Source organism: Nocardioides sp. Root190, assembly GCF_001428565.1.
Lineage (GTDB): Bacteria > Actinomycetota > Actinomycetes > Propionibacteriales > Nocardioidaceae > Nocardioides.
On record NZ_LMIA01000013.1, the window covers coordinates 52,765 to 77,292 of the forward strand.

The following is a 24,528-nucleotide window of genomic DNA, read 5'->3' on the forward strand; positions in this document are numbered from 1 at the left end:
CTCGGGCCCCACCGACGGCACGTCACATCTCGAGGAGAACATTCGTGGGACACACCTTGTCCGGGCTCCTGAGGAGAGGCATCGGCCTCTCCCTCGTGGGAGCCGTCGTGGCCGTGGTGCCGTCGGCGCCCGTCACCGCAGCACCGAAGGACCCGTCCGTCGTCCAGGAAATGCGCACCGAAGCCGATGGGGACGTCACGGTGACGACGTCGCCGGCGACCGACCAGGTCAGCTTCGTCAGCGCCAGCAACGACCTCTTCCCGTCCGAGCGTGCGGCGAAGTCCCTGACCGGGGCGAGCGCCAAGGCCAACGGGTACGTCGAGAAGTACGCCCGTGCGTTCGGGGCGACCCCCGCCCAGCTCGGCAAGGGCACCTCCACGCGCAACGCGGCCGGTTACACCGTCGACTTCACCCAGAGCTACCGGGGCGTGCCGGTCTTCGCCTCCCGCCTGCGCGCCCAGGTCGACAACCAGGGCGACCTCACCTCGGTCTCCGGGTTCGTCGCACCGAAGCTCGACCTCGACGTGACGCCCCGCCTCGACGAGGCTGCCGCCACGGCGAAGGCGATCAAGCTGGCCAGCCAGTCCCCCGCGGGTGTCGGCGACAGCGCTCCCGACAAGCCGAAGGCGAGCACCCTGTCGGCCACCAGCGCCGAGCTCGTGATCTACCGCACCGGCGCCATCCAGGGCGTCGAGGGCCGCAACCTGCTGGCCTGGGTCGTGGAGGTCACCGACGGCAAGCAGGTCCGGGAGACCAGCATCCTCGACGCGCGCACCGGCAAGCCGGTCAACCGCTACTCGATGATCGCCCACGCGCTCGACCGCGAGCTGCACGAGGAGTCCATCGACTCCGAGCCCGTGTGGTCCGAGGGCGACGACTTCCCGGGTGTCCTCGACGGCGACCAGGCCAACGAGGTCATGGGCACGGGCGAGGCGTACTGGCTCTTCAAGAACTCCTTCGGTCGTGACTCCTACGACGGCGCCGGCGCGAAGATGATCACGGTCAACAACGACCCGACCATCGAGTGCCCCAACGCCAACTGGAACGGCACCTCGACGAACTACTGCTCGGGTGTCTCCTCCGACGACACCGTCGCCCACGAGTGGGGCCACGCCTACACCGAGTACACCTCGGGGCTGCTCTACCAGTGGCAGCCGGGCGCGATGAACGAGGCGTACTCCGACATCTGGGGTGAGAGCGTCGACATGCTCAACAACCGCCTCAACGCCCCCGACGAGGACACCCTCCGCACCGACGGCCTCTGCTCGAAGGGCACCCGCGGCGACATCGCCGTCGTGATCAGCGCCCCCGTGGGCAGCTGCACCGCAGCGCCGGCGGCCTTCGGCCCGATCATCGATCACGTCGAGGGATCCCTCGTCGTCGGCACCGATGCGGTCGAGGAGGAGGACGGCGAGGTCGTCGGCACCGAGACCGACGGTTGCTCGCCCTTCGACAACGCGGCCGCGCTGAGCGGCAAGTTCGTCTACGTCGACCGGGGCCTGTGCCCCTTCGCCGACAAGATGGCCAATGCGGAGGACGCCGGCGCCACCGGCATCGTCTTCGGCAACAACCGCGAAGGCGTCTCGTCGGTCGCCGGCGACTCCGACCTGTACGGCGCCATGGTCAGCCAGGAGGACGGCGCGGAAATCAAGGCCGCCGAGGTCCCGCTGACGATCACCCTCGACGACGCGGTCACCGACCCGCGTGACGCCAGCTACCGCTGGCTCTCCGGTGAGGACGACCCCGCCTTCGGCGGCGCGATCCGCGACATGTGGAACCCGAACTGCTACGGCGACCCGGGCAAGGTGTCCGACGAGGAGTACTTCTGCGACACCGACGACAGCGGCGGCGTGCACAGCAACTCCGGCGTGGTGAACCACGCCTACGCACTGCTCGTCGACGGCGGCTCCTACAACGGCATCACCGTCCCGGCCCTCGGCCTGGACACCGCTGCCAACATCTTCTGGCACACCCAGGCGTCGTACCTCACGCCGACCTCGGGCTTTGCCGAGCTCGCCGACAGCCTCGAGGCGTCCTGCGCCGTGCTGACCGGCAACACGGGCCTGAAGAAGCTCACGCTCGGCGTGAGCGCCACCGGTGGCGCCGAGGCCGAGGCGCCGGCACTGCCGCCGATCACGGCCTCGGACTGCGAGGCCGTCACGAAGGTCATCGCCGCGACCGAGCTGCGCGTCGAGCCGGTCCAGTGCAACTTCCGCCCGATGTTCCGGCCCGGCACGATCGGCTGCGGTGACGGCACGGTCACCAAGAAGGTCTGGTCGCAGGACTTCGAGTCCGGTCTTCCGGCCACGTGGACCAAGGACGTCGAGGCGGACAACGCCTACTTCGAGCCCACGGTCACCACCTCCCTCCCCCTCGTCACCAAGGGCGGGACGCAGCACAAGGGTGGTTCGTCGGTCCTGTACTTCGACGACAAGGGCGAGGCCGGCAACTTCGGCAGCTGCAACGGTGACGCCGAGGACTACTCCTCGCGGGTCGGCGTGGCCACGCCGAGCGTGACCGTGCCCGTGGGAGCGCTCCCCCGGTTCTCGTTCGACCACTACATGGCGTCCGAGGTGTCCTTCGACGGCGGCAACGTCAAGGTCAGCGTCAACGGCGGCGCCTACGAGCTGGTTCCCGACGGTGCGTGGCTCTACAACGCTCCGGGCGGACAGCTCGAGAGCCTCAGCGGGGGCAACACCAACCCGATGGCCGGGGAGACCGCCTTCACCGGGACCGACGGCGGCGAGCCGACCGGCGCCTGGGGCTCCTCGGTGATCGACCTCGGCGAGATCGCCGACGCCGGTGACAAGGTCCGCTTCCGGTTCGACTTCGGCATGGACGGCTGCAACGGCATCGACGGCTGGTACATCGACAACGTCGCGGTGAGCATCTGTGAAAAGCCGGCCACCCCGCCGAAGCCCAGCTCGGCCACGGTCGCCAAGACCGCGACCGCGAAGAAGGGCGTCGTCAAGATCTCGGTCAAGGTCGCCAGCGGCGCCACGCCGAGCCGGTACGTCATCGTCCGGATCAAGAACCGCACCTACACCGGCAAGGTGGTGAAGGGCGTCCTGACCATCAAGGCCAGGCCGCAGCTGCGCCGGCTGTGGAACCGGGGCGTGCGCAGGGTCAACGTGAGCGTGACGTACGCCGGTGACGCCAAGGTCGCCCGCTTCAGCGGCACCGTTAGGGTGAAGCTGGCCGGACGACAGTAGGCCGGGGACGCAGAACGCCCCGTCCCTCCATCGGAGGGACGGGGCGTTCCGCTTGCTGGTGGTGCGCTGCTTGCTGGCGTGCGTCGTGGCGTCAGGCCTCGACGACGACCGGGATGATCATCGGCCGGCGCTTGTGGGTGTTGCTGACCCAGCGCCCGATGGTGCGGCGCACGACCTGCTGCAGCTGGTAGGTGTCGGTGCTGCCCTCCTCGATGGCGCGGTTGACCGCGTCGAGGATCGGCTGCTTGATCGGACCGAAGTCGGAGTCCGCCCAGGCGTGTCCGCGGGCGTGGATCTCGGGCCCGGCGGCGACCTTGCCGGAGACCGAGTCGACGACGAGGATGACCGACACGAAGCCCTCCTCGCCGAGGATCCGGCGGTCCTTGAGCTCGGCCTCGGTCACGTCGCCGACGGTCTGGCCGTCGACGAACACCAGGCCGCACTCGACCTTGCCGACCACCTTGGCGACACCGTCGACGAGGTCGACGACGACACCGTCCTCGGCGTACACGACGTTCTCGACGCCGGTCTGCCTGGCCAGGTCGCCGTTGGCGAGCATGTGCCGGACCTCGCCGTGGACGGGGAGCACGTTGCGCGGCTTGACGATGTTGTAGCAGTAGAGGAGCTCACCGGCGCTGGCGTGCCCGGAGACGTGCACCAGTGCGTTGCCCTTGTGGACGACGCGGGCGCCCAGGCGGGACAGGCCGTTGATCACGCGGTAGACGGCGTTCTCGTTGCCGGGGATCAGGCTGGAGGCGAGGATGACGGTGTCGCCCTCCTCCAGGTGCACGAAGTGGTGGGTGCGCTGGGCGATCCGGGCAAGCGCGCTGAGCGGCTCGCCCTGGGACCCGGTCGAGATCAGCACCTGGCGCTCAGGGGCGAGGTCGGCGAGCTCCTTGGCCTCGACCATCACGCCCGGCGGGACCTTGAGGTAGCCGAGGTCACGGGCGATGGCCATGTTGCGGACCATCGAGCGGCCGACGTAGGCGACCTTGCGGTTGTGCAGGACAGCGGCGTCGAGCACCTGCTGGACCCGGTGCACGTGGGAGGCGAAGCAGGCGACGATGATGCGCTGCTTCGACTCCGAGAACGCCTGGTTGAGGACCGGGGTGATCCGCTTCTCCGACGTCGTGAAGCCGGGGACCTCGGCGTTGGTGGAGTCAGTCAGGAAGAGGTCGACCCCCTCCTCGCCGAGTCGGGCGAACGCGCGGAGGTCGGTGATGCGCCCGTCGAGCGGGAGCTGGTCCATCTTGAAGTCACCGGTGTGCAGCACCAGGCCGGCGCCGGTGCGGATCGCGACCGCGAGCGCGTCCGGGATGGAGTGGTTGACCGCGACGAACTCGAGCTCGAAGGGCCCGAAGGAGATCTTGTCCCCCTCCTTGACCTTGTAGAACGGGGTCTGGCGCAACCGGTGCTCGCGGAGCTTGGAGTTGACCAGCGCGAGGGTGAGCTCGGAGCCCACCAGCGGGATGTCCTGGCGCTCGCGCAGGAGGTACGGCGTCGCGCCGATGTGGTCCTCGTGGCCGTGGGTCAGGACCAGGGCCTCGACCTTGTCCAGGCGGTCCCGGATCGCCGCGAAGTCCGGCAGGATCAGGTCGACGCCCGGCTGGTGGTCGTCGGGGAACAGGACGCCGCAGTCCACGATGAGCAGGCGGTCGGCGTACTCGAAGACGGTCATGTTGCGACCGACCTCGCCCAGACCGCCGAGCGGGATGACCCGCAGGCCGTTCTCGGGGAGCTCCGGCGGGGCGGACAGCTCGGGGTGCGGGTGCGACATCACAGGAGTCCTGCCGACGTCAGGCCGGCCCGGAGTTCGGCGACTTCGTCGTCGTCCAGTGCCAGCAGAGGGGAACGCACGGTCCGGTTGGACAGCACGCCGGTCAGCTCGAGGGCCGCCTTCGCCGTGGTGGCGCCGTAGTTGGCGACCCCCATGATCGACTCGAAGGCGGGGATCAGCGAGGTGTGGATCCGCAGCGCCTCGGCGTGGTCGCCCGCGAGGAACGCCTCGATCATCGCCCGGAGCTGGGTCCCGGCGACATGGCCGACGACCGAGACCAGACCGGTCGCGCCGTAGGCGAGGTAGCCGAGGGTGTTGGCGTCGTCACCGGAGTAGACGGTGTAGCCCAGGTCGACCAGCTGCGCGGTCCGCGAGAGGTCACCGCTGGCTTCCTTGACCGCGACGACCGACTCCCACTGGCGGGCCTGGCGGTAGGTGTCGAGCGCGATCTTCGTGCCGGTGCGGCTCGGGACGTCGTACAACATCACCGGGACGGCGGTGGCCTCGACGACCTGGCGGAAGTGCTGGAGCACGCCCGCCTGGCTGGGCTTGTTGTAGTAGGGCGTGACGAGCAGCAGGCCGTCCGCCCCGACCTTCTCGGCCTGGCGGGCCAGCTCCACGGAGTGGCGGGTGTCATTGGTGCCGACGCCCGCGACGATCTTCGCGCGGGTGCCGACGGCGTCCCTGACGGCGGCGAGCGTCTCGCCGTCCTCGGCGCCGGTGGTGGTCGGGGACTCACCGGTGGTGCCGGACACGACGATGCCGTCGTTGCCGTGGTCGACCAGGTGCTTGGCGACCCTCTGCACGCCGTCCAGGTCGACGGTGCCGTCCTCGTTGAACGGTGTGACCATGGCGGTCAACACGGTGCCGAAAGGTGCAGATGTCATGGGTCCCAGCCTATCGCTACAGGCTCGGCATGACCTCAGCGGCGACGAGGCGCAGGTGGTCCAGGTCGGTCAGGTCGAGGGTCTGCAGGTAGATCCGCTGGCTGCCCAGCGCCTCGAACCTCTTGATCTTCTCGACGACCTCGGCGGGCGTGCCGGCGAGGCCGTTCTCCCGCAGCTCGTCCGCGTCGCGCCCGATCGCCGCGGCCCGCCGGGCGATCTCGGCCTCGTTCTCCCCCACGCACAGCACCAGTGCGTTGGACCAGACCAGGTCCTCGGGGTCGCGACCGATCTCCTCCGCGGCGCGCCGGACCCGCCCGAACTGGAGCGCCGTGAACTCCTCGTCCACGAACGGCAGGTTGAACTCGTCGGCGTACTGCGCCGCGAGGGCGGGCGTCTTCTTCGGACCCTTGCCCCCGATGAGCAGGGGTACGCCGCCCCGGTGGCCCTCGGTCTGGGCCGGCTTCGGCAGCGCCGGGCTGTCACTGAGCTGGTAGTGCTGACCGTCGAACGCGTAGCGCCCACCGACGGGCGTGGTCCACAGCCCGGTCACCAGCTCGAGCTGCTCGGCGTACCTCTCGAACCGCTCCCCCGTGTCGGGGAACGGGATGCCGTAGGCGGAGTGCTCCTGGCTGAACCAGCCGGCACCGATCCCGAGCTCGACGCGGCCGCCGCTCATCTGGTCGACCTGGGCGACCTGGATGGCGAGCACGCCGGGGTGACGGAAGGTGGCCGAGGTCATCATCGTGCCGAGCCGGATCGTGCTCGTCTCGCGGGCGAGACCAGCCAGCGTCGTCCAGGCGTCCGTCGAGCCGGGCAGCCCGTCCCCACTCATGTGGAGGTAGTGGTCGCTGCGGAAGAAGGCACCGAACCCGAGGCGCTCGGCCTCGAGGGCGACGGCCAGGAGGTCGTCGTAGGTGGCACCTTGTTGGGGTTCGGTGAAGACACGGAGCTCGACTGCCATGGTTCCCACCCTGCCAGCAGCGCTCAACCAACGGACCGGCGACAACGGGCAGGTGGTTGCTCCCGCCACTCGGGAGCAACCATCTGCCCGACCTCGACGGATCAACTGGCCTGCCAGCGGAGGAACCGGGCCCGCTGTCCCGTCGACAGGGCCCGCCGAAGGTCGACGGTGTGGGTCTCCACCCAGCCCGGCGGCGGTACGAGGGTCCATCCGCGCGGTGAGGTGCCTGTCCGGGCTCGCGCGTCCAGCGTGCGCCGCGCGAAGTCCGTCATGTCCCGCTGGTCCGCGGCCACCATCTCGACGTACTCCAGGCCGACGCGACGGAACGCCCCCTCGCGGCGGATGTCCTTCGCGCGCTGGTGCCCCGCGAGGTGGAGCGATCCGTCGTACTCCCCCACCAGCCCGGTCTCGACGTCCAGGAGGTCAGGGGTGCCCAGGAAGGACCCGTCGAGACCGAAGACCGGCCTGTTGCAGACGACGTCGGTGACACCGAGGTCCCGCCAGCACAGGCGCATCACGGACTCCATCGGCGACCAGACGTTCTCGTCGGCGAGCTCGATCGCCGCGTCCAACCGCCTCACCCACCGCGTTCCCGACGACTCCCTCCGGTGGGCGCGGAGCTCGTCCAGCGACACCAGGTCCGCTGCGCAGGCGCGGTCGATCATGGCCACCGCCTCCTGCAGGGAGGCTGCATGACGCACCTCGAACGCCGTCGCCGCCTCGTAGGACGTCAGGGTCAGGCCGTCGACCTCGATCAGACGAGACCGCAGACCCGCCTCCGAGGTGAGGTCGATGCCCGGCCGTCGGTCGCGGGTCGACGGCGGTACGGCGATCGTGACGGAGAGGACCGATCCGCGACGGTGACCGTCCAGATGGCGCGCCCCGCCCCATCTCAGGGCCGCCCAGCCGGTGATCGCGCCGCCCTGCGGCATCACCGCGGCGGCGGTCACGATGCGCTGGTCGACACGAAGCCTGGGCTCGAGTCCGGTCGGGAGGTAGAGACCGTGTGCCTCACGGACCCAGTGCCTGCCGCGCGCCTGTGCCCGCGTCGGACCAGTGATGCCGTCGGGGTCGATGGCGACCGGCCAGAACAGTCCCGGGCGGCTGCCATCCACGGCCGGTGGAGTCATGTGATGGGTACGTCGTGCCACGGGTCGACCCTCCCCGATCCTGTGCGGTCGGGTCGGCCTTCATCCACAGCCTCTCGAGGACGGGCAGGTGGTTGCTCATGAGCCCGACGAGCAGCCACGTGCCCGATGTCGAGGCGTGTCGACCGGCGACGACCGGCGACGATCAGTCGGCGGACCCGCCGCAGGCGAAGACCCGCTCCCACCACACGATCGTGAACCCGGCCCGCGGGTCGCGACGCACCTCGCGCCAGCGCTTGCGGCTGAACTCGGGGTAGTGGGTGTCACCCTCGGGGGACATCGGGATCTCGGAGAGGATCTGCTCGTCGGCGTACGGCAGAGCAGCGTCGTAGACAGCTGCTCCCCCGCCGATCATCACCTGGCGGTCAGCGGGCTGGTCGGCGAGGATCTCGTCGGCGAGCTCGAGGGCAGCGGTGATGGAGTGGGCGACCCGGACGCCGTCGGCGGTCCAGTCGGTGTCGCGGGTCAGGACGATCGTCGTGCGGCCCGGGAGCGGACGGCCGATGCCCTCATGGGTGGTGCGGCCCATGATCAGCACGTGGCCGGTGGTCGTCGCCTTGAAGTGGGCGAAGTCCTCGGAGATCTTCCACGGGATGTCGGCGTCGGCACCGATGACGCCGTTCTCGGCGACGGCGGCGACCATCGTGACCCGCCGTCCAGCAGGGGTGCTCATACGGCGATGGGTGCCTTGATGGCGGGATGGGGGTCGTAGCCCTCGACCGCGATGTCCTCGAGCTCGAACGCGTCGATCTCGGTGATGGCCGGGTTGAGGACGAGCTTGGGCAGCGGTCGCGGCTCACGGGTCAGTTGCAACCGGGCCTGGTCGAGGTGGTTGGAGTAGAGGTGCGCGTCGCCGAGGGTGTGCACGAAGTCGCCGACACCGAGACCGGCGACCTGGGCGACCATGTGGGTGAGCAGGGCGTACGACGCGATGTTGAACGGGACGCCGAGGAAGACGTCGGCCGAGCGCTGGTAGAGCTGGCAGCTCAGGCGTCCGTCGGCGACGTAGAACTGGAAGAGGCTGTGGCACGGCGGCAGCGCCATGTCGTCGACCTGGCTGGGGTTCCACGCCGAGACGATGTGGCGACGGCTGTCGGGGTTGGCCCGCACCTGCTCGATGACCTGCGCGAGCTGGTCGATGTGGCCCCCGTCGGGCGTCGGCCACGAGCGCCACTGTGCGCCGTACACGGGACCGAGGTCGCCGTTCTCGTCCGCCCACTCGTCCCAGATCGAGATGCCTCGCTCCTGGAGCCAGCGCACGTTGGTGTCGCCGCGCAGGAACCACAGCAGCTCCCCGAAGACCGATCGCGTGTGGACCTTCTTCGTGGTGACCAGTGGGAAGCCCTCGTTGAGGTCGAAGCGCATCTGGTGGCCGAACACGCTCAGCGTGCCGGTCCCGGTGCGGTCCCCCTTCTCGGCACCTTCGTCGAGGATTCTCTGGACGAGGTCGAGGTACGCGCGCACGCGATCAGCCTAGTTCTCTGGCGGTGGTCACAGGGAAAGCGTCCCCTGGATGGTCGTCAGGGTGTCGCCGCCCACCCAGATGGTGCCGTCGTCGGCCGTGTGGACGTGGACCCGCCCGCGCCGGCCGAGCGCGGTGCCCTGGGCGGCGACGTACGACGACGGGAGTACGCCGCCGGCGAGCCACTGAGCGAGCGAGGCGTTGAGGGAGCCGGTGACCGGGTCCTCGGTGGTGCCCGCGGCATGCGGGCAGAAGGCGCGCACCTCGACGGCGCACTCCGAACCCTCCGGGTGCGGTCCGATGACGCCGACGTCGACGGGCATCGCCATGAAGTCCGGGGTGAGGGCGAGGACGGCGTCGGCCGAGGCCATCCGGACACCGACCCAGCCCGGACCGTTGTCTGCCCACGCGATGTCGAGCACCTCGGCCCTGGTCACGCCGAGGGCCGCCACGATCTGCGCGGTGAGGTCGTCCTCGACGGGGCCCGACCGGAGCAGGTCGGGTGCGGCGAAGGAGAGCCTGCCGCCGCGACTCGCGATCTCGACCAGCCCGATCTCGCACTCCTGGACGATGCGCTCCCCGGTGGCGACACCGCCGGCCGCGAGCCAGGCGTGCGCCGAGCCGAGCGTCGGGTGGCCGGCGAAGGGCAGCTCCTGGGCCGGCGTGAAGATCCGCAGGCGGTAGTCGGCCGCGGGATCGGTCGGCGGGAGCAGGAAGGTCGTCTCGCTGAGGTTGGTCCAGCGGGCGAACTGCTGCATCTGCTCCTCGCCGAGTCCCTCCGCGTCGTGGACGACGGCGACCGGATTGCCCAGCAGTGGAGCGTCGGTGAAGACGTCGACCTGCCGGAACGCGCGGGTCTCCCCGAGACCGGGCATCGTCAGGCGCTCAGCGACATCGGGCCGTAGACCTCGCGGTCGAGCTCGAAGAGCGTCACCTGGGCCACGCCGAGCTCGGCCAGCTCGGACCAGATCTCGCCGACCCAGGACTCGGCGTCACCCTGGTTGGGGAACGTCTGGCCGGCGTACGTCGTCGCTGCGTCGCCGGTGAGCGTCACCTCGGCACCGGAGGCGTCCTCGAGGCGCCAACGCCAGGAGTGGTCACCGGCACTCGAGCGGAGGGGAGCTGCGGGCTGCTCGGGAAGGTTCATGGTTCAGGACTCCCTGACGGAGGGCTGGACGAACGGCGGCTTGGTGATCTGGAAGACCTCAGGACGGCCACGGACATCGACCATCACCTCGGCCTCGTCGTTGACGGAGGTCGCCACGAGCGCGAGCGCGATGCCCTTCCTGAGCGTCGGGGAGAAGGTTCCGGAGGTGACCTCGCCGAGCGGGACGTCGCGCAGCAGGCGCACGCTCATGTGCGGGCGCGGGATCGCGCGCCCGGTCGAGACGAGGCCGACGAGCTTGCGCCGCGGACCGGCCTCGCGCTCGGCGAGCAGCTTGTCGCGGCCCCAGAACGCGGGCTTCTTCCAGCCGACCGCCCAGCCCAGACGGGCCTCGTTGGGGGTGATCGACGCGGAGATGTCCTGCCCGTGCAGCGGGTAGCCCATCTCGGTCCGGAGGGTGTCGCGGGCACCGAGGCCCGCAGGCACCAGGCCGTGCTCGGCGCCGGAGGCCATCAGCGCGTCCCAGAGGGCCGGTGCGATCGCCGAGGGCGCGATCAGCTCGTAGCCGCGCTCACCGGTGTAGCCCGTGCGGCACACGATGACGAGCGCGTCGGGGTCCGGGTCCGCGTCGCCGGCCTCCCACGGGGTCTCGGCGAAGGTGAGGTAGTCGTGCCCGACCGGCAGCCCGACCGACGCGACGACCTCGTCCGACTTCGTGCCCTGGATGGCCAGCACGACGTAGTCGCGGTGGTGGTCGACCACATCGACGCCCTCGGGGGCAGCGGCCACGAGGCGGCGGCGTACCTCCTCGTTGTTGGAGGCGTTCGGCACGACCAGGACGTGCTCGTCGTCGCGGTAGTAGGTGAAGACGTCATCGATGATGCCGCCGGTCTCGTCGTCGACGACGAGGCTGTACTGCGCCTTGCCGGGGCCGATCCGGTGGAGGTCGTTGCTGAGGGTCGAGTTCAGGAACTCCACGGCACCCGGCCCGCGCACGACCAGCTTGCCGAGGTGGCTGACGTCGAAGATGCCGACGCCCTCGCGCACGCTCGTGTGCTCCTTGACGACGCCGGTGGGGTACTCGAGCGGCATCAGCCAGCCACCGAACTCCGAGAACTTGGCGCCGAGCGCCTCGTGCCGGTCGTGGAGCGGGGAATGCTGGGGGGTCGCGTCGGCCATGGCCGGAATCTATCCCGTCGGTGGTCTGGATAGCCTGAGGTGGTGACGACCTTCGCGCTCCGCACCGCCAGTCCCGCCAAGACCAAGGCGGAGGCGGTCGTCGTCGGCGTGCTCCCGGGCGGCACGCTCGCACCCGGCGGCGAGGACGTCGCGGCCGCCTACGGCCGCAAGCTGTCCGGCCTGCTCGCCACGATCGGTGCGGCCGGCAAGCCCGGCGAGGTCACCAAGGTCCCCACCGGAGGCACCATCGGCTCCCCGCTGCTCGTCCTGGTCGGCCTGGGTGCCGAGGTCGACCCGGCCAGCGTGCGGCGCGCGGCCGGCAACGCCGCCCGCGCCGTCACCAACGCCGCCTCCGTCGCCCTCGCGCTGCCGGCCGACTCCCCCGAGCTGCTGCGGGCCGTCGTGGAGGGCTACCGCCTCGGTGGCTACTCCTTCACGGCGTACAAGAGCAAGCCGGGCACGCCCACGACCCCCGCCGAGGTCGTGGTGCTCACGCCGGCCGCGCGCCGCTCCGAGATCGTGGAGGCACTCACTCCCGCCCAGGTCCTCGTCGACGCCGTGGCCGCGGCCCGCGACTGGGTCAACACGCCGCCGGCCGACCTGACCCCGCCGGCCTTCGCCGACTCCATCGCGGCAGCCGTCAAGGAAGCCAACAAGCACCTGCCCGCCGGCGGTGCCAGGATCCGGGTGACCGTGCTGGACGAGGTGCGCCTGGCGGAGCTCGGCTGCGGGGGCATCCTCGCCGTCGGCGCCGGATCGGCGGCCCCGCCGCGCCTGGTCGAGCTCACCTACCAGCCCAAGGACGCCGTCGCGCACATCGCGCTCGTCGGCAAGGGCATCACCTTCGACTCGGGCGGCCTCTGGATCAAGCCGGCGGGGAGCATGGCGACGATGAAGGAGGACATGGCCGGTGCGGCGGCCGTCGTCCAGGCCACCATCGCCGCCGCGCGCCTCGGCCTGCCGGTGCGGATCTCGGTGTTCGCGGCCCTCGCCGAGAACATGATCGGCGACTCGGCCATGCGCCCCGGCGACGTCCTGACGACGTACGACGGCACGACGGTCGAGGTCAGCAACACCGACGCCGAGGGCCGCCTGGTCCTCGCCGATGCCCTCGGTCGTGCGGTGGCCAGGAAGCCCGACACGATCATCGACATCGCCACGCTGACCGGCCACATGGTGCTCGCGCTGGGCGACAAGATGGCAGGCGTGATGGGCGACGACGACATCGTCGCCGAGGTCCTCGCCGCGGGCGTGAAGGCCGGCGAGGACGCCTGGCCGATGCCGCTGCCGGCCTCGATGGACGAGCGGATCCGCAGCAGCAGGATCGCCGACCTCGCACAGTACGACGGGATCCGCTGGGGCGGGGGCCTGTTCGCAGGAGCGTTCCTGCGCGAGTTCACCGGCGGACTGCCGTGGGGACACCTCGACATCGCCGGCCCGACCTTCAACAAGGGCGGCCCGAGTGGCCACCTCGCCACCGGTGCGACCGGCTACGGCGTGGCGACGCTGGTCGAGCTGCTGCGTGCGCGGTCCGAGGTCACAGCCCCGGCGGACGCTGCTTCTTCTGCTCCTGCCTGACCCGCGAGTTGTAGTCGCGCATCCGCTGCGGCACACCGACCACCGCGGCGTCGTACGACGGCACCTGGTGGCGGTTGCAGAAGTCGTGCGCCCACTTCACCGCAGGCACGCGACGGCGGGTCCACTCTCCGTCGTGCGCGACGAGCAGCAGGGTCACCTCGCTGACCGCGGTCCGGGGCTCGACGAACCCCTCCACGCCACGACGTTCCTGCACCCACGTGCGCAGGTGCTCCTCGTCGGTCCGGTCGGAGGCGCGAACGCGCGTCGAACCCGTGCGTGCGCCATCCTTCGCGGGGTTACTCATGCGTACCTTCGAGCTGCCGCGGAACCGGTCGAACAAACCCATGCGCCCAGTTTGCCCGATCCTTGGGTGACCCGTTGCGTCTTGCATCACCCGGAGTGCAAGGATGAGTCCCATGGCGACCGAAGTCACTCTTCCCGCGCTGGGCGAATCCGTCACCGAGGGCACTGTCACACGCTGGCTCAAGCAGGTCGGCGACACCATTGCGATCGACGAGCCGTTGCTCGAGGTCAGCACCGACAAGGTGGACACGGAGATCCCGAGTCCCGTTGCCGGGACGTTGATCGAGATCCGCGCGAACGAGGACGAAACCGTCGAGATCGGTGCCGTCCTCGCTGTCGTCGGTGAGGCCGGCGAAGGCGGTGGCAGCGCGGCCGAGGAGCCTGCTCCGGCAGAGGAGAGCGCCCCCGCGCCCGCCGCCGAAGAGGCCCCCGCAGCACCCGCCGAGTCGCAGCCCGAACCCGCCGCCCCGGCCCAGGAGCCCGCTGCTGCGGCTCCCGCGGCCTCCGGCGGTTCCGCCGAGGGCACGGCCGTCACGCTCCCCGCACTCGGCGAGTCGGTCACCGAGGGCACCGTCACCCGCTGGCTCAAGCAGGTCGGCGACGCGGTCGCCGTCGACGAGCCGTTGCTCGAGGTCTCCACCGACAAGGTCGACACCGAGATCCCCTCCCCCGTCGCTGGCACCCTGCTGGAGATCAAGGCCGCCGAGGACGAGACCGTCGAGGTCGGCGCCGAGCTGGCCATCATCGGCTCCGGCTCCCCTGCGGCCGCTCCTGCTGCACCCGCCGAACCCGAGCCCACCCCGGAGAAGGCGCCCGAGACCCCCGCGGTCGCCGAGACCCCCGCGGTCGCCGAGGCGCCCGCCGCCGAGGAGGCTGCGGCTGAGGAGGCTCCGGCCGACCAGAAGGCCCCGGAGCCCGAGGCCGTCGACAACGCGCCTGCCCCGGCTGCCTCCGAGCCCGCCACCCCCTCGTCCCGCGTCACCGAGGCCGCCGCCGCCAGCACGGCCGAGGACGGCCCCGGCTACGTCACCCCGCTCGTGCGCAAGCTCGCTGCCCAGCACGGTGTCGACCTGTCCGGTGTCACCGGTTCGGGTGTCGGTGGACGGATCCGCAAGCAGGACGTCCTGGACGCCGCTGCCGCCTCGAAGGCATCGGCACCGGCCGCTGCTGCCGCTGACCCGGCTGCCGCAGCCCCGAAGGCCGCCGCACCGAGCGCCGCGCCGTCGCCGCTGCGTGGCCAGACCGTCAAGGTCACCCGGCTCCGCAAGATCATCGCCGAGCGGATGGTCGAGTCGCTGCACGTCTCCGCGCAGCTGACCCAGGTCGTCGAGGTCGACGTCACCAACATCGCCCGCCTGCGCGAGAGCGTGAAGAACGAGTTCCACGCTCGCGAGGGCGTGAAGCTGTCGTACCTGCCGTTCTTCACCAAGGCGGCGATCGACACCCTCAAGCAGCACCCGGCGCTCAACGCCACCCTCGACCTCGAGGCCGGCGAGATCACCTACTACGACCGCGAGAACGTCGCGTTCGCCGTCGACACCGAGAAGGGCCTGCTCACGCCGGTCGTCAAGGACGCCGGCGACCTGTCGATCTCGGGCCTGGCCAAGAAGATCGCCGATGTCGCCGAGCGGACCCGGACCAACAAGATCGGTCCGGACGAGCTCTCCGGCGGCACCTTCACGATCACCAACCTGGGCAGCTTCGGCGCCCTGTGGGACACGCCGATCATCAACCAGCCGCAGGTCGCCATCCTCGGCCCGGGTGCGGTCGTCAAGCGTCCCGTGGTCATCGACGACGAGGACCTCGGCGAGACGATCGCTGTGCGCCACATGGTCTACCTCGCCCTCACCTACGACCACCGTGTCGTGGACGGCGCGGACGCCGGTCGCTTCCTGCGCGACCTGAAGAAGCGCCTCGAGGCGGGCAAGTTCGAGGTCTGATCCCGCGTCACGCTGACCATCGGCTCAGCAGCACGAAGCCCCGGCCACCCGCCCCCTGCGGGACCGGGGCTTCGTCGTGCTCGGGGACGTCAGCGGGTGGTGAGCTCCATCGTGACCTCGAAGGACGTCTCCACCTCCTGGCCACCGACCTCGACGGCAGAGGTTCCGGTCGAGGAGGACTCGACCCGAACGGGCGCGACGAACCCGCTCCTGCCGGTGACGGTGCCGGTCGACCTGGTCGAGCCACCGAGGACCTTGCCGGCGGGCGTGTCGCCGGGCGCGCTCTCCTGGTCGGCGACGACGGTCACGGTGTAGCCGTCGTCCGTGAGCTCGGTGAGGGTGTAGGTCGAGGTCACGGTCGTGCTCGCTCCGCCCACCTCGAGCTCGGTTGCGGCGCGCCAGCGGGCACCCACCCCGACCTCCTCCTCCGGGAGGGGTACGGCGACCGCGAAGCTCTGCGACGCGATGTTGTCGAGCAGCCGGGCCACCAGGTCGGGTGCGTCGTCACCGAGCTCGAGCTCACTGGACTGCAGGATCCCGTTGCGGGCGTACTCCACCCGGGCGGTCGTGCCCTCGATCAGGTCGAGGGCCTGCGAGATCATCGGCCGGGCCACGGCGGGCAGGCCGGAGGTGTCGACGCTCGCCTTCCCGTAGACGACGTCGGCCGTGTAGCGATCGGACTCGGCGCCGGTCACGGTCGTGGTGAAGGGCATCGAGACGGGGATGGTGAGCTGTCCGGAACCGCCGATGTCGGTGGTCATCGTGATCTCGACCGAGGTCTTCTCGACGTGGCCGGAGTCGACCTCCAGCTCCAGCTGGCGGCGCGTTCCCGTCCCGGCCTCGAGCAGCTCGACCTCGGACGTTGCGGGGAAGCCGGTCGAGGACCCCGACGGGTCGCCGGAGGAGTCGTTGGTGGCAGCACCTCCCACCGGTCGGGAGCCCTGCTCCGGCTCCGGGTCCTCGGAGCAACCGGAGAGTGCGAGGACGGTGACGGCGGCCAGGGCAGCGGCAGCTGCCCGGCGGTGAGGTGCGGTGGACATGGGTCTCCCTCCCGGAGATGTGGTGCCGGGACAGGGTGCCACGCCCACCGGTGCAGTGGCAGGCTTTCGGACATGGCCCTCAACGTCGTCGTCGCCGGTTCCTCGGGATTCCTCGGACAACACCTCGTCGCCGCACTGCGCGACCGGGGCCACGCGGTCACCACCCTCGTGCGTCGACACGCACGCAGTGGCGAGTCGACCTGGGATCCGCAGGGAGGATCGGTCGACACCTCGCTCGTCAACCGCGCCGACGTCGTCGTCAACCTCGCCGGCGCACCGCTCATCGGCAACCCGCACTCGAAGAAGTGGGCGCGCGACGTGAAGCAGAGCCGGATCGCGACCACGTCGCTGCTCGCCACCACGATCGCCGGGGCCGAGGTGCCGCCCGCCCTGGTCAACGCCTCCGGCATCAGCTGGTACGGCGACCACGGGCCCGCCGAGCTCACGGAGGCCTCCGACACCCGTGGCCACGCCTTCCTCACCACGGTCAGTCGGGAGTGGGAGGCTGCCGCCCAGCCGGCAGTGGACGCCGGCGCACGCGTCGTCCTGCTCCGCACGGCGCCGGTGCAGGACCGGAGCAACCCGCCGCTCCAGGCTCAGCGACTGCAGTTCAAGGCCGGCCTCGGCGGACGGATCGGCTCCGGCGAGCAGTACTACCCGCTCATCTCGCTGCGCGACTGGGTCGGCGGCGTGCGCTTCCTCGTCGAGCACCCCACCGCCTCAGGTCCGTTCAACCTCTGCGCGCCGACCACGCCGACCAACGCCGAGTTCACGAAGTCCCTCGCCTCCCTGGTGCGACGCCCCGCCTTCTTCGCGGTGCCCTCCCCCATCATCCGCGCGGCGGCCGGCGCGATGTCGCCCGAGGTCCTGGGCTCGATGAACCTGCGCCCGCAGGCCCTGCTCGACCTCGGCTACTCCTTCGCGGACCGCGACGTCGACGCCGTGCTGGCGACGGGCCTGGCCACCTCCTGAACCGCGGCGAGCACCCAGCGCCCACCGACCTTGCGGAAGGACAGGCGCCGGGTGGTCTCCCCGTCCCGGGGCAGGCTGACCTCACGACCGTCGCCGATCGCGACAGCACCCACGAGCCGGTCCGTCACGACCAGCACCAGGCGACGTCCGGTCCGCTCGTGCAGGGTGAGGGCCACCACCTGCATCGCCATCCCGCGCACCCGAAGGCCCCGCTCGGTCCAGCGCCGCAGCATGGCCACGTCGCGGGCGCCGGCCTCCGAGCCCCGGACGTAGAGCCGGCGCAGCGCCCGGACGTCCCCGTGCTCCCACGCCCCGGCACGCGCCCGGTCCCAGTCGCGCAGGACCACGAGCGAGCTCACGGCACGAGCGGTCCCGACATCGCCCGCGCCCGGAGCGACCACCGCGACGGGAGCAGCGGGCGTCGTACGTGAGGGAGGGGTGGGGCGGTCCTGGAGGGCCGCCCAGGTGACGAGCAGGCAGGCCACGACGACGAGCACGACGGTGCCCGCGAGCACGCGGTGCGATCCCGAGATCGACATGCCCCGATCCTGTGCCAGATCGGATCGATCCGCATCCGCTCGTCCACAGGCCCGCGGGTAGTCTGGAGCCCGTGACGCTCGAGTTCCGCGACGCCGGCATGGGTGAGGACGCGATCGACTACGTGACCGCGTGGGAGCTGCAGCGCGACGTGCACGCGCAGGTCGTCGCGGGCGACCTCCCCGCCACGGTGCTGCTGCTCGAGCACCCACCCGTGTTCACCGCCGGGAAGCGCACCAAGCCGCAGGACCGCCCCGCCGACCCCGGTGGCGCCGACGTCATCGACGTGGACCGCGGCGGCCAGATCACCTTCCACGGTCCCGGCCAGCTCGTCGGCTACCCGATCATGCGGCTGCCCGACCACGTGAAGGTCGTCGACTACGTCCGCCGGGTCGAGGAGGCACTGATCGCGGTGTGCGCCGAGTTCGGTGTGACCACGGCCCGCGTGCCCGGCCGCAGCGGCGTCTGGCTCCGTGCCGACGACGCGACGGGGCGTCCGGAGCGCAAGATCGCCGCCCTCGGCATCCGGGTCAGCAAGGGCGTCACGATGCACGGCTTCTCGCTCAACTGCGACGTCGACCTGGGCTGGTACGACCGCTTCATCCCCTGCGGCATCGACGACGCTGGCGTCACCTCGCTGAGCCACGAGCTCGGACGCGACGTGCCGGTGGCGGAGGTCCTCGACACCGTACGCCGCCACCTGGCCGACCTGCTCGCCTGGGGCGACTATGAGCCCACCCCCGACTACGAACCCCGCCCCGACCCGGCGAAGTCCGCCGGTATCGCCGCGCCGGTCGGCGTGGCGGTCCTCACCTACCCTGCCCGCTGACCCCATACTCGGTATCTACCTGGCCGACTCAGGCCACTGATGCCAAGGGGCAGGCAATGAGCGATCTCGTCATCGAGACCAGCGGGCTGCGCAAGGAGTTCCGCACCCGCAAGGGCGGGATGCGCGTCGCCGTGCAGAACCTCGACCTGGCCGTGCCGGCCGGCGGTGGCGTGCACGGCTTCCTCGGCCCCAACGGATCCGGCAAGACCACGACGATCCGGATGCTGCTCGGCCTGGCCCGCCCGACCCGGGGCACGATGCGGCTCTTCGGTGAGCCCGTCCCCGAGAAGCTCCCGCAGGTCATCGGCCGGGTCGGCGCGGTCGTCGAGTCGCCGAAGTTCTCCCCCAACTTCAGCGGCGCGCTCAACCTCCGCCTGCTCGCCGACGCGATCGGCGCGCCCCGCACCCGCGTCGAGGAGGCCATCGCGACCGTCCAGCTCGACGGACGCGAGAGCGACCGCTACAAGTCCTACTCGCTCGGCATGAAGCAACGCCTGGCCATCGCCGCAACGCTGCTCAAGGACCCCCACCTGCTCATCCTCGACGAGCCGACCAACGGGCTCGACCCGGCCGGCATCCGCGAGATCCGCGAGACGATCCGCGGGCTCGGCGAGGCCGGCGTGACCGTGCTCCTGAGCTCGCACATCCTCGCGGAGGTCCAGCAGGTCTGCACCTCCGCCACCATCATCGGCAACGGCAAGCTCCTCGCATCGGGCCGCGTCGAGGACCTCCTCGGCTCCACCACGGCCCACCGGGTCGTCGTACCCGACAGCGCGCGAGCGGCCGAGGTCCTGGGCCGCGCCGAGCTCGCGGCCACCGTCGAGGGCGACGGTGTGCGGGTCGAGACCGAGGACGCCGCCCGCGTCACCCAGGTCCTCGGTGAGGCCGGGATCTGGCTCACCGAGCTCACGCCGTTGCGACCCGACCTGGAGACGTTCTTCCTCGCGTTGACCGACGCCGAGCGACTCGGAGGAGACAAGTGAACGGCTTCGGACGCCTCGTCCTCGTCGAGCTCAGCCGGCTGGTCCACCGTCGCGCGGCGCTCGTGCTGGTCGCGGCCTGCCTGATCGTGCCGACGATCATCGGCGTGGTCCTGGTCCTCGACACCCGGCCCCCGTCGGCAGCGGCTGTCGCCGAGGCCGAGCGAATGGTCGAGCAGGACCGTCAGAACCCGCAGCTCGAGAAGGACGTCGCCAGCTGCATCGCCGAGCCCCAGAACTGGGGCGTCGACCCGTCCGTCGAGGACGCGGACGAGATCGAGGAGTACTGCCGGGTCAGCATGGAGCCGCAGCTCGACTGGTACCTCTACGATTCCCAGCTCGAGATCGCCAGCGAGCGGGACTCCGGCAGTGGGATCGCCATCACGCTGCTGCTCTCGATGGCGATGATGCTGCTCGGCACCACCTTCACCGGCCACGACTGGGCGAGCGGCTCGGTGAGCAACCAGCTGCTGTTCGAGCCCCGCCGGACCCGCGTGTGGTGCGCCAAGGCCCTGGTGGTCGGCGGCGTGGCCGCACTGCTCGCAGGGGTCGTGCTCACGACGTACTGGCTCGCCATCGGCGCTGTCGCCAGCGCCCGCGACCGACTCGGCGACGGCGTCCTGCTCGACTGCCTCCAGATGGGGTGGCGCGCTGCGGCCGTGGCCGGCGTCGCCGCCCTGCTCGGGTTCGCGCTGACGATGCTGTTCCGCAGCACCGTGGCCACCCTCGGCATCCTGTTCGGCATCGCGCTCGCCGGCGGCATCGTGCTGGGCATCCTCGGCTTCGAGGGCCGCTGGAATCCCGCGTACAACGTGGCGGCGGTCGTCTCCGACGGCGTGGAGTACTACGCCGAGGTGGACTGCTCACCCCAGCAGGCCGAGGAGATGGGCGAGGAGATGGGCTACGGCTACTGCTCGGAGGAGCGCACCCTCACCTTCGCGCAGGGAGCCGGCTACCTCGGTACGGCGGTGCTGGCGACCGGTCTCGGATCGCTGCTGTGGTTCCGCCGTCGCGACGTCCCGTGATGTCGGCCCGGCGAGGACTGCGGAGTACGCTGACGGGGTGACGGCAACACCCGAGGGACGCAAGCTCCTCCGCCTCGAAGTCCGCAACGCCGAGACCCCGATCGAGCGCAAGCCGTCGTGGATCAAGACCACGGCGAAGATGGGTCCGGAGTACACCGCGCTGCAGAAGCTGGTGAAGTCCGAAGGGCTCCACACGGTCTGTCAGGAAGCGGGCTGTCCCAACATCTTCGAGTGCTGGGAGGACCGCGAGGCGACCTTCCTCATCGGTGGTGAGCAGTGCACCCGACGCTGCGACTTCTGCCAGATCGACACCGGCAAGCCCGACGCCCTGGACCGTGACGAGCCCCGTCGCGTCGCGGAGTCGGTGCAGAAGATGCAGCTGAAGTACGCCACCATCACCGGCGTCGCCCGCGACGACCTGCCCGACGGTGGGGCCTGGTTGTACGCCGAGACCGTGCGGATGATCCACGAGCTCAACCCCGGCATCGGCGTGGAGAACCTGATCCCCGACTTCAACGGCAAGCCCGACCTGCTCACCGAGGTCTTCGAGTCACGTCCCGAAGTCCTGGCCCACAACGTCGAGACCGTGCCGCGGATCTTCAAGCGCATCCGCCCCGCGTTCCGCTACGACCGCTCCCTCGACGTGTTGACCCAGGCCCGGGCGTTCGGTCTGGTCACGAAGTCCAACCTGATCCTGGGGATGGGCGAGACCCGCGAGGAGGTCTCGCAGGCGCTGCGCGACCTGCACGAGGCGGGTTGTGAGCTGATCACGATCACGCAGTACCTGCGTCCCTCGCCCCGTCACCACCCTGTCGAGCGGTGGGTCAAGCCGGAGGAGTTCGTCGAGCTCGCGGCCGAGGCCGAGGAGATCGGATTCGCCGGCGTGCTGTCCGGACCGCTGGTCCGTTCGTCGTACCGGGCGGGACGTCTGTATCGTCAGGCGATGGACGCGCGCGACGCGCGCGCCGAAGCCACCGCCTGAGGAGATCGCAGCACCCATGTCGAACACGCCCGTCGACCCCTCCACGATGAGCCGTCGCAAGCAGATCGTCGAGACCTACAAGATGTCTCGCGAGGTCGACCCGGCGATCCGCTGGTGGATGCTCGGTTCGTTCCTCGTCGCCGGCGGTCTGGGCTTCGCGCTCTTCCGTTTCGTCCTGCCGCACAGCGACTCCGTCTTCAGCTGGATCCTGACCGGTCTCGCGACGTTCCTGATCGGCCTGCTGGCCCTGATGGTCGTCTTCGGTCGCCGCGCCCAGAAGGCCGCCTTCAAGCGCCTCGACGGCCAGCTCGGCGCGGCCGCCCGCGCGCTCACGATGCTGCGCCGCGGCTGGGTGATCGAGGAGGTCGTCGGCTTCACCAAGCAGCAGGACATGGTCCACCGCGTGGTCGGCCCTCCCGGCATCGTCCTGGTCGCCGAGGGCAACCCCGGCCGGATCAAGCCGCTGCTCATCAGCGAGCACAAGAAGCACGAGCGGGTCGCCGGGGAGTACCCCGTGCACGACGTCATCGTCGGCAAGGAGGCCGGCCAGGTCCCGATCGACAAGCTGGTCAAGCACGTCCGCAAGCTCGGCCGCCAGGTCAAGCCCGCCGAGATCACCGAGCTGCGCCAGCGGCTGCGTGCGCTCGACGCCCAGCGCCCCAAGATCCCGATCCCCCGCGGTCCGGTTCCCAACTCGATGAAGGGCCAGCGCGGCAACCTCCGCGGTCGCTGACGCACCGCAGCCCTTCTCCACAACCCCGCCACCTCCCGGTGGCGCACGTCGCCCGGATCGGGATAGCGTCCACCCACGCGTCCCCGGTCCGGGCGCTGTCATTCTCGGGAGGACCCATGCGTGTGCGCTCCGCGGCAGCCGTCGTGCTCGTCGCTGCCCTGGCCCTGGCGGGCTGCTCCGACGACGACCCGCCGGATCCGCAGCCCTCGGCCGGCACCAGCGGTACGCCGTCCCCCTCGCCTTCGGCGACACCCACGGCCGAGCCGAAGGAACCAGCGCTGCCCGACGCGGCGACGAAGGCCACGGAGGCCGGGGCACGGGCGTTCATCACGTACTACTGGGACCTGATCAACTACGCGCAGGTCACGGGTGATGTGAAGGCGTTGAAGAAGGTGTCGGGGCCAAACTGCACTGGATGCTCTGCGGGGCTGAAAGGGATCAGCGAGGTCTATCGAGAGGGTGGAAGGGTCGAGGGGGGTGAGTACTCGGTGCAGATCAAGAAGCTCAACGAACTCGACGGGCCGTCCACGACATACCTCCTCGAGGCACTTCTCACTGCAGACAACCAAGCCCAGACCATCGTGAACGCCGATGGATCCGAGCATCGTTCCCGCGCAGGATCTGCCGACATCGCTGTCGCGGTGTCATGGTCGGCTGCGGCTTGGCGCATGGAAGTCATGGATCCACGATGATGCTCCGTGACGCCGCAGTTGCGATCGCCACCGCGTTTCTGCAGATCTCAAGCACCGCCACGGTTGCTGACGACACCGACTCAGGAACCAACGACAATGGGCTGTGGGTAAGTCAGTCGAGTGAGGGGCAGCCGAGCGATCCCCGAGGGCAGGACAGCTCTGAAGGGCATTCGCCGGATGCACCGTTAGCCGACCCTGTCGGACAGGCGGCCTGCGCAGGGGCAAGTCCAGTCGCGGGCGAGATTGTGGCTTTCACGTTCTGCCCCGCCACCCAGCAGTACGCCTCCCCCGTCCTCACCACCGGTCTCATCCGCCGCGCCTTCGCCGAGCTCCCACTGCCTGCGGGCGAGCTCGTCGTCCAGCCACCCGACGGGCTGACGCTGGTCAACTTCGACACGAACTTCTACACGACCAGCACCCGCCCGATCGCGCGCACCGTGACCCTGCTGGGCCAGCAGGTGACCCTGGAGGCGACGCCGGCAACGTTCCACTGGGACTTCGACGACGGGCGGAGCCTGTCCACCGACGAGCCCGGGGCGCCGTACCCACGCCTCGACGTCACCCACAACTACCTGCGCACCGGTACCTACCGGCCGAGCCTCAGCACGACGTACACCGGGCGGTTCCGGGTGGGCGGGGGCGCGTGGCGGCAGATCCCCGGGACGGTGACGATCGACGGCACCGGGCGAGCGCTGCGCGCGATCGAGGCCGAGCCCAAGCTGGTCGGCTACTGAGCCTGCCGCGCGTCCCCTACTTCGAGAGCTCGCGCAGCCGGGCGAAGGTGACCGTGGAGGTGCCGGCGAAGAGGTCGTGCAGGCCACGACCGTCGTTGCGGAAGACCAGGGGCGGGATCACGAGGGCGACGAGGACCTGGCGCCCGAACGCCTTGACCGGGTTCAGGCGGCGCAGGTGACCGTCGGCCGGGACGACGCAGAGCCCGGTGAGCAGCTTGCCGATCGAGCCACCGGCCAGCCAGGTCAACAGGCCGGACTCGACGACGTACACGACCAGCACGATCACCGAGGCGGTCGAGCCGGGTTCGGTGTACTCCTCCAGCCCGAAGATGGCGATGACCACCAGGGTGCAGAGGAGCCAGTCGACGAGCAGGGCGACGATCCGACGGCCCCACGATGCGTTCTCGATCACCCCCCAACGCTACCGGGGCCCCTCGAGCAACCTGTTACAT

The 24,528-nt window shown here is 70.5% G+C and carries 24 protein-coding genes; 11 read left to right on the plus strand and 13 right to left on the minus strand.

Going from position 1 to position 24,528, the window contains the following annotated elements; translation table 11 throughout:
- The first annotated feature begins 44 nt into the window (after positions 1-44).
- On the plus strand, positions 45-3,212 hold the full coding sequence (locus ASE01_RS20790) for a M4 family metallopeptidase (protein ID WP_157537653.1): 3,168 nt from the start codon (positions 45-47) through the stop codon (positions 3,210-3,212).
- Between the two features lie 91 nt (positions 3,213-3,303).
- On the opposite strand, the gene ASE01_RS20795 is transcribed toward ASE01_RS20790, so the two are convergent.
- The 9 genes from ASE01_RS20795 to gcvT all read right to left on the minus strand — a co-directional run bounded on the left by ASE01_RS20795 (position 3,304) and on the right by gcvT (position 11,731).
- Positions 3,304-4,989, minus strand: a complete 1,686-nt coding sequence (locus ASE01_RS20795; RefSeq protein WP_056757172.1) for a ribonuclease J — start codon at positions 4,987-4,989, stop codon at positions 3,304-3,306.
- Positions 4,989-5,876 carry a 4-hydroxy-tetrahydrodipicolinate synthase gene (dapA, locus tag ASE01_RS20800; protein ID WP_056757175.1) on the minus strand — a complete coding sequence of 296 codons (888 nt, stop codon included), beginning with the start codon at positions 5,874-5,876 and terminating at the stop codon, positions 4,989-4,991. Before dapA ends, ASE01_RS20795 begins: the two co-directional genes overlap by 1 nt.
- A gap of 16 nt (positions 5,877-5,892) precedes the next feature.
- Complete coding sequence (locus ASE01_RS20805) at positions 5,893-6,837, minus strand: LLM class F420-dependent oxidoreductase (protein ID WP_056757177.1); 945 nt, start codon at positions 6,835-6,837, stop codon at positions 5,893-5,895.
- Between the two features lie 101 nt (positions 6,838-6,938).
- Positions 6,939-7,988 (minus strand): hypothetical protein, encoded by a 1,050-nt coding sequence (locus tag ASE01_RS20810; RefSeq protein WP_157537655.1) that lies wholly within the window; start codon positions 7,986-7,988, stop codon positions 6,939-6,941.
- Between the two features lie 142 nt (positions 7,989-8,130).
- Entirely contained in the window at positions 8,131-8,658 is a 528-nt protein-coding gene (locus ASE01_RS20815) for a dihydrofolate reductase (protein WP_056757183.1), read from the minus strand.
- Positions 8,655-9,449, minus strand: a complete 795-nt coding sequence (locus ASE01_RS20820; RefSeq protein ID WP_056757186.1) for a thymidylate synthase — start codon at positions 9,447-9,449, stop codon at positions 8,655-8,657. The genes ASE01_RS20815 and ASE01_RS20820 overlap by 4 nt, the downstream gene beginning before the upstream one ends.
- Before the next feature lie 27 nt (positions 9,450-9,476).
- On the minus strand, positions 9,477-10,322 hold the full coding sequence (locus tag ASE01_RS20825; protein WP_056757189.1) for a PhzF family phenazine biosynthesis protein: 846 nt from the start codon (positions 10,320-10,322) through the stop codon (positions 9,477-9,479).
- Positions 10,323-10,324: 2 nt separating this feature from the next.
- Positions 10,325-10,594, minus strand: coding sequence for a hypothetical protein (locus ASE01_RS20830; protein ID WP_056757193.1), 270 nt, complete (start codon positions 10,592-10,594; stop codon positions 10,325-10,327).
- 3 nt (positions 10,595-10,597) lie between these two features.
- Positions 10,598-11,731, minus strand: a complete 1,134-nt coding sequence (gene gcvT, locus ASE01_RS20835; RefSeq protein WP_056757197.1) for a glycine cleavage system aminomethyltransferase GcvT — start codon at positions 11,729-11,731, stop codon at positions 10,598-10,600.
- A gap of 42 nt (positions 11,732-11,773) precedes the next feature.
- On the opposite strand from gcvT, the gene ASE01_RS20840 reads away from it, so the two are divergent.
- The gene (locus ASE01_RS20840) at positions 11,774-13,309 is read left to right on the plus strand and encodes a leucyl aminopeptidase (protein ID WP_056758153.1); all 1,536 of its coding nucleotides are present in this window, start codon (positions 11,774-11,776) and stop codon (positions 13,307-13,309) included.
- On the opposite strand, the gene ASE01_RS20845 is transcribed toward ASE01_RS20840, so the two are convergent.
- Positions 13,269-13,613: a hypothetical protein gene (locus tag ASE01_RS20845; RefSeq protein ID WP_056758156.1), complete on the minus strand. Its 345-nt coding sequence runs from the start codon at positions 13,611-13,613 to the stop codon at positions 13,269-13,271. The genes ASE01_RS20840 and ASE01_RS20845 overlap by 41 nt on opposite strands.
- 112 nt (positions 13,614-13,725) lie before the next feature.
- On the opposite strand from ASE01_RS20845, the gene sucB reads away from it, so the two are divergent.
- The gene (gene sucB / locus ASE01_RS20850) at positions 13,726-15,552 is read left to right on the plus strand and encodes a 2-oxoglutarate dehydrogenase, E2 component, dihydrolipoamide succinyltransferase (protein WP_056757202.1); all 1,827 of its coding nucleotides are present in this window, start codon (positions 13,726-13,728) and stop codon (positions 15,550-15,552) included.
- An 89-nt stretch (positions 15,553-15,641) separates the two neighbouring features.
- On the opposite strand, the gene ASE01_RS20855 is transcribed toward sucB, so the two are convergent.
- Positions 15,642-16,592 (minus strand): DUF6263 family protein, encoded by a 951-nt coding sequence (locus ASE01_RS20855; protein ID WP_056757205.1) that lies wholly within the window; start codon positions 16,590-16,592, stop codon positions 15,642-15,644.
- Between the two features lie 72 nt (positions 16,593-16,664).
- Between ASE01_RS20855 and ASE01_RS20860 the strand changes: the two genes are divergently transcribed.
- Positions 16,665-17,564 carry a TIGR01777 family oxidoreductase gene (locus ASE01_RS20860; RefSeq protein ID WP_056757208.1) on the plus strand — a complete coding sequence of 300 codons (900 nt, stop codon included), beginning with the start codon at positions 16,665-16,667 and terminating at the stop codon, positions 17,562-17,564.
- Here the strand turns inward: ASE01_RS20860 and ASE01_RS20865 are convergent.
- The gene (locus tag ASE01_RS20865) at positions 17,504-18,103 is read right to left on the minus strand and encodes a hypothetical protein (protein ID WP_056757211.1); all 600 of its coding nucleotides are present in this window, start codon (positions 18,101-18,103) and stop codon (positions 17,504-17,506) included. The genes ASE01_RS20860 and ASE01_RS20865 overlap by 61 nt on opposite strands.
- Positions 18,104-18,174: 71 nt before the next feature.
- Between ASE01_RS20865 and lipB the strand changes: the two genes are divergently transcribed.
- The 7 genes from lipB (at position 18,175) to ASE01_RS20900 (ending at position 24,076) form a co-directional block, all read left to right on the plus strand.
- Positions 18,175-18,930, plus strand: coding sequence for a lipoyl(octanoyl) transferase LipB (gene lipB / locus ASE01_RS20870; protein ID WP_200958939.1), 756 nt, complete (start codon positions 18,175-18,177; stop codon positions 18,928-18,930).
- Positions 18,931-18,986: 56 nt separating this feature from the next.
- Positions 18,987-19,913 carry an ABC transporter ATP-binding protein gene (locus ASE01_RS20875; RefSeq protein WP_056757214.1) on the plus strand — a complete coding sequence of 309 codons (927 nt, stop codon included), beginning with the start codon at positions 18,987-18,989 and terminating at the stop codon, positions 19,911-19,913.
- Complete coding sequence (locus ASE01_RS20880; protein ID WP_056757218.1) at positions 19,910-20,935, plus strand: ABC transporter permease; 1,026 nt, start codon at positions 19,910-19,912, stop codon at positions 20,933-20,935. The genes ASE01_RS20875 and ASE01_RS20880 overlap by 4 nt, the downstream gene beginning before the upstream one ends.
- Positions 20,936-20,972: 37 nt before the next feature.
- Complete coding sequence (lipA, locus tag ASE01_RS20885; protein ID WP_056757221.1) at positions 20,973-21,917, plus strand: lipoyl synthase; 945 nt, start codon at positions 20,973-20,975, stop codon at positions 21,915-21,917.
- A 16-nt stretch (positions 21,918-21,933) separates the two neighbouring features.
- A complete protein-coding gene (locus ASE01_RS20890; protein WP_056757224.1) occupies positions 21,934-22,650 on the plus strand; it encodes a DUF4191 domain-containing protein in 717 nt (238 codons plus the stop codon).
- A gap of 116 nt (positions 22,651-22,766) precedes the next feature.
- Positions 22,767-23,342: a DUF6318 family protein gene (locus tag ASE01_RS20895; protein WP_056757227.1), complete on the plus strand. Its 576-nt coding sequence runs from the start codon at positions 22,767-22,769 to the stop codon at positions 23,340-23,342.
- A 245-nt stretch (positions 23,343-23,587) separates the two neighbouring features.
- Complete coding sequence (locus tag ASE01_RS20900) at positions 23,588-24,076, plus strand: PKD domain-containing protein (protein ID WP_056757230.1); 489 nt, start codon at positions 23,588-23,590, stop codon at positions 24,074-24,076.
- A gap of 16 nt (positions 24,077-24,092) precedes the next feature.
- Here ASE01_RS20900 and ASE01_RS20905 read toward each other — a convergent pair whose 3' ends face one another.
- Positions 24,093-24,488, minus strand: coding sequence for an RDD family protein (locus tag ASE01_RS20905; protein ID WP_056757232.1), 396 nt, complete (start codon positions 24,486-24,488; stop codon positions 24,093-24,095).
- Positions 24,489-24,528: the final 40 nt, after the last annotated feature.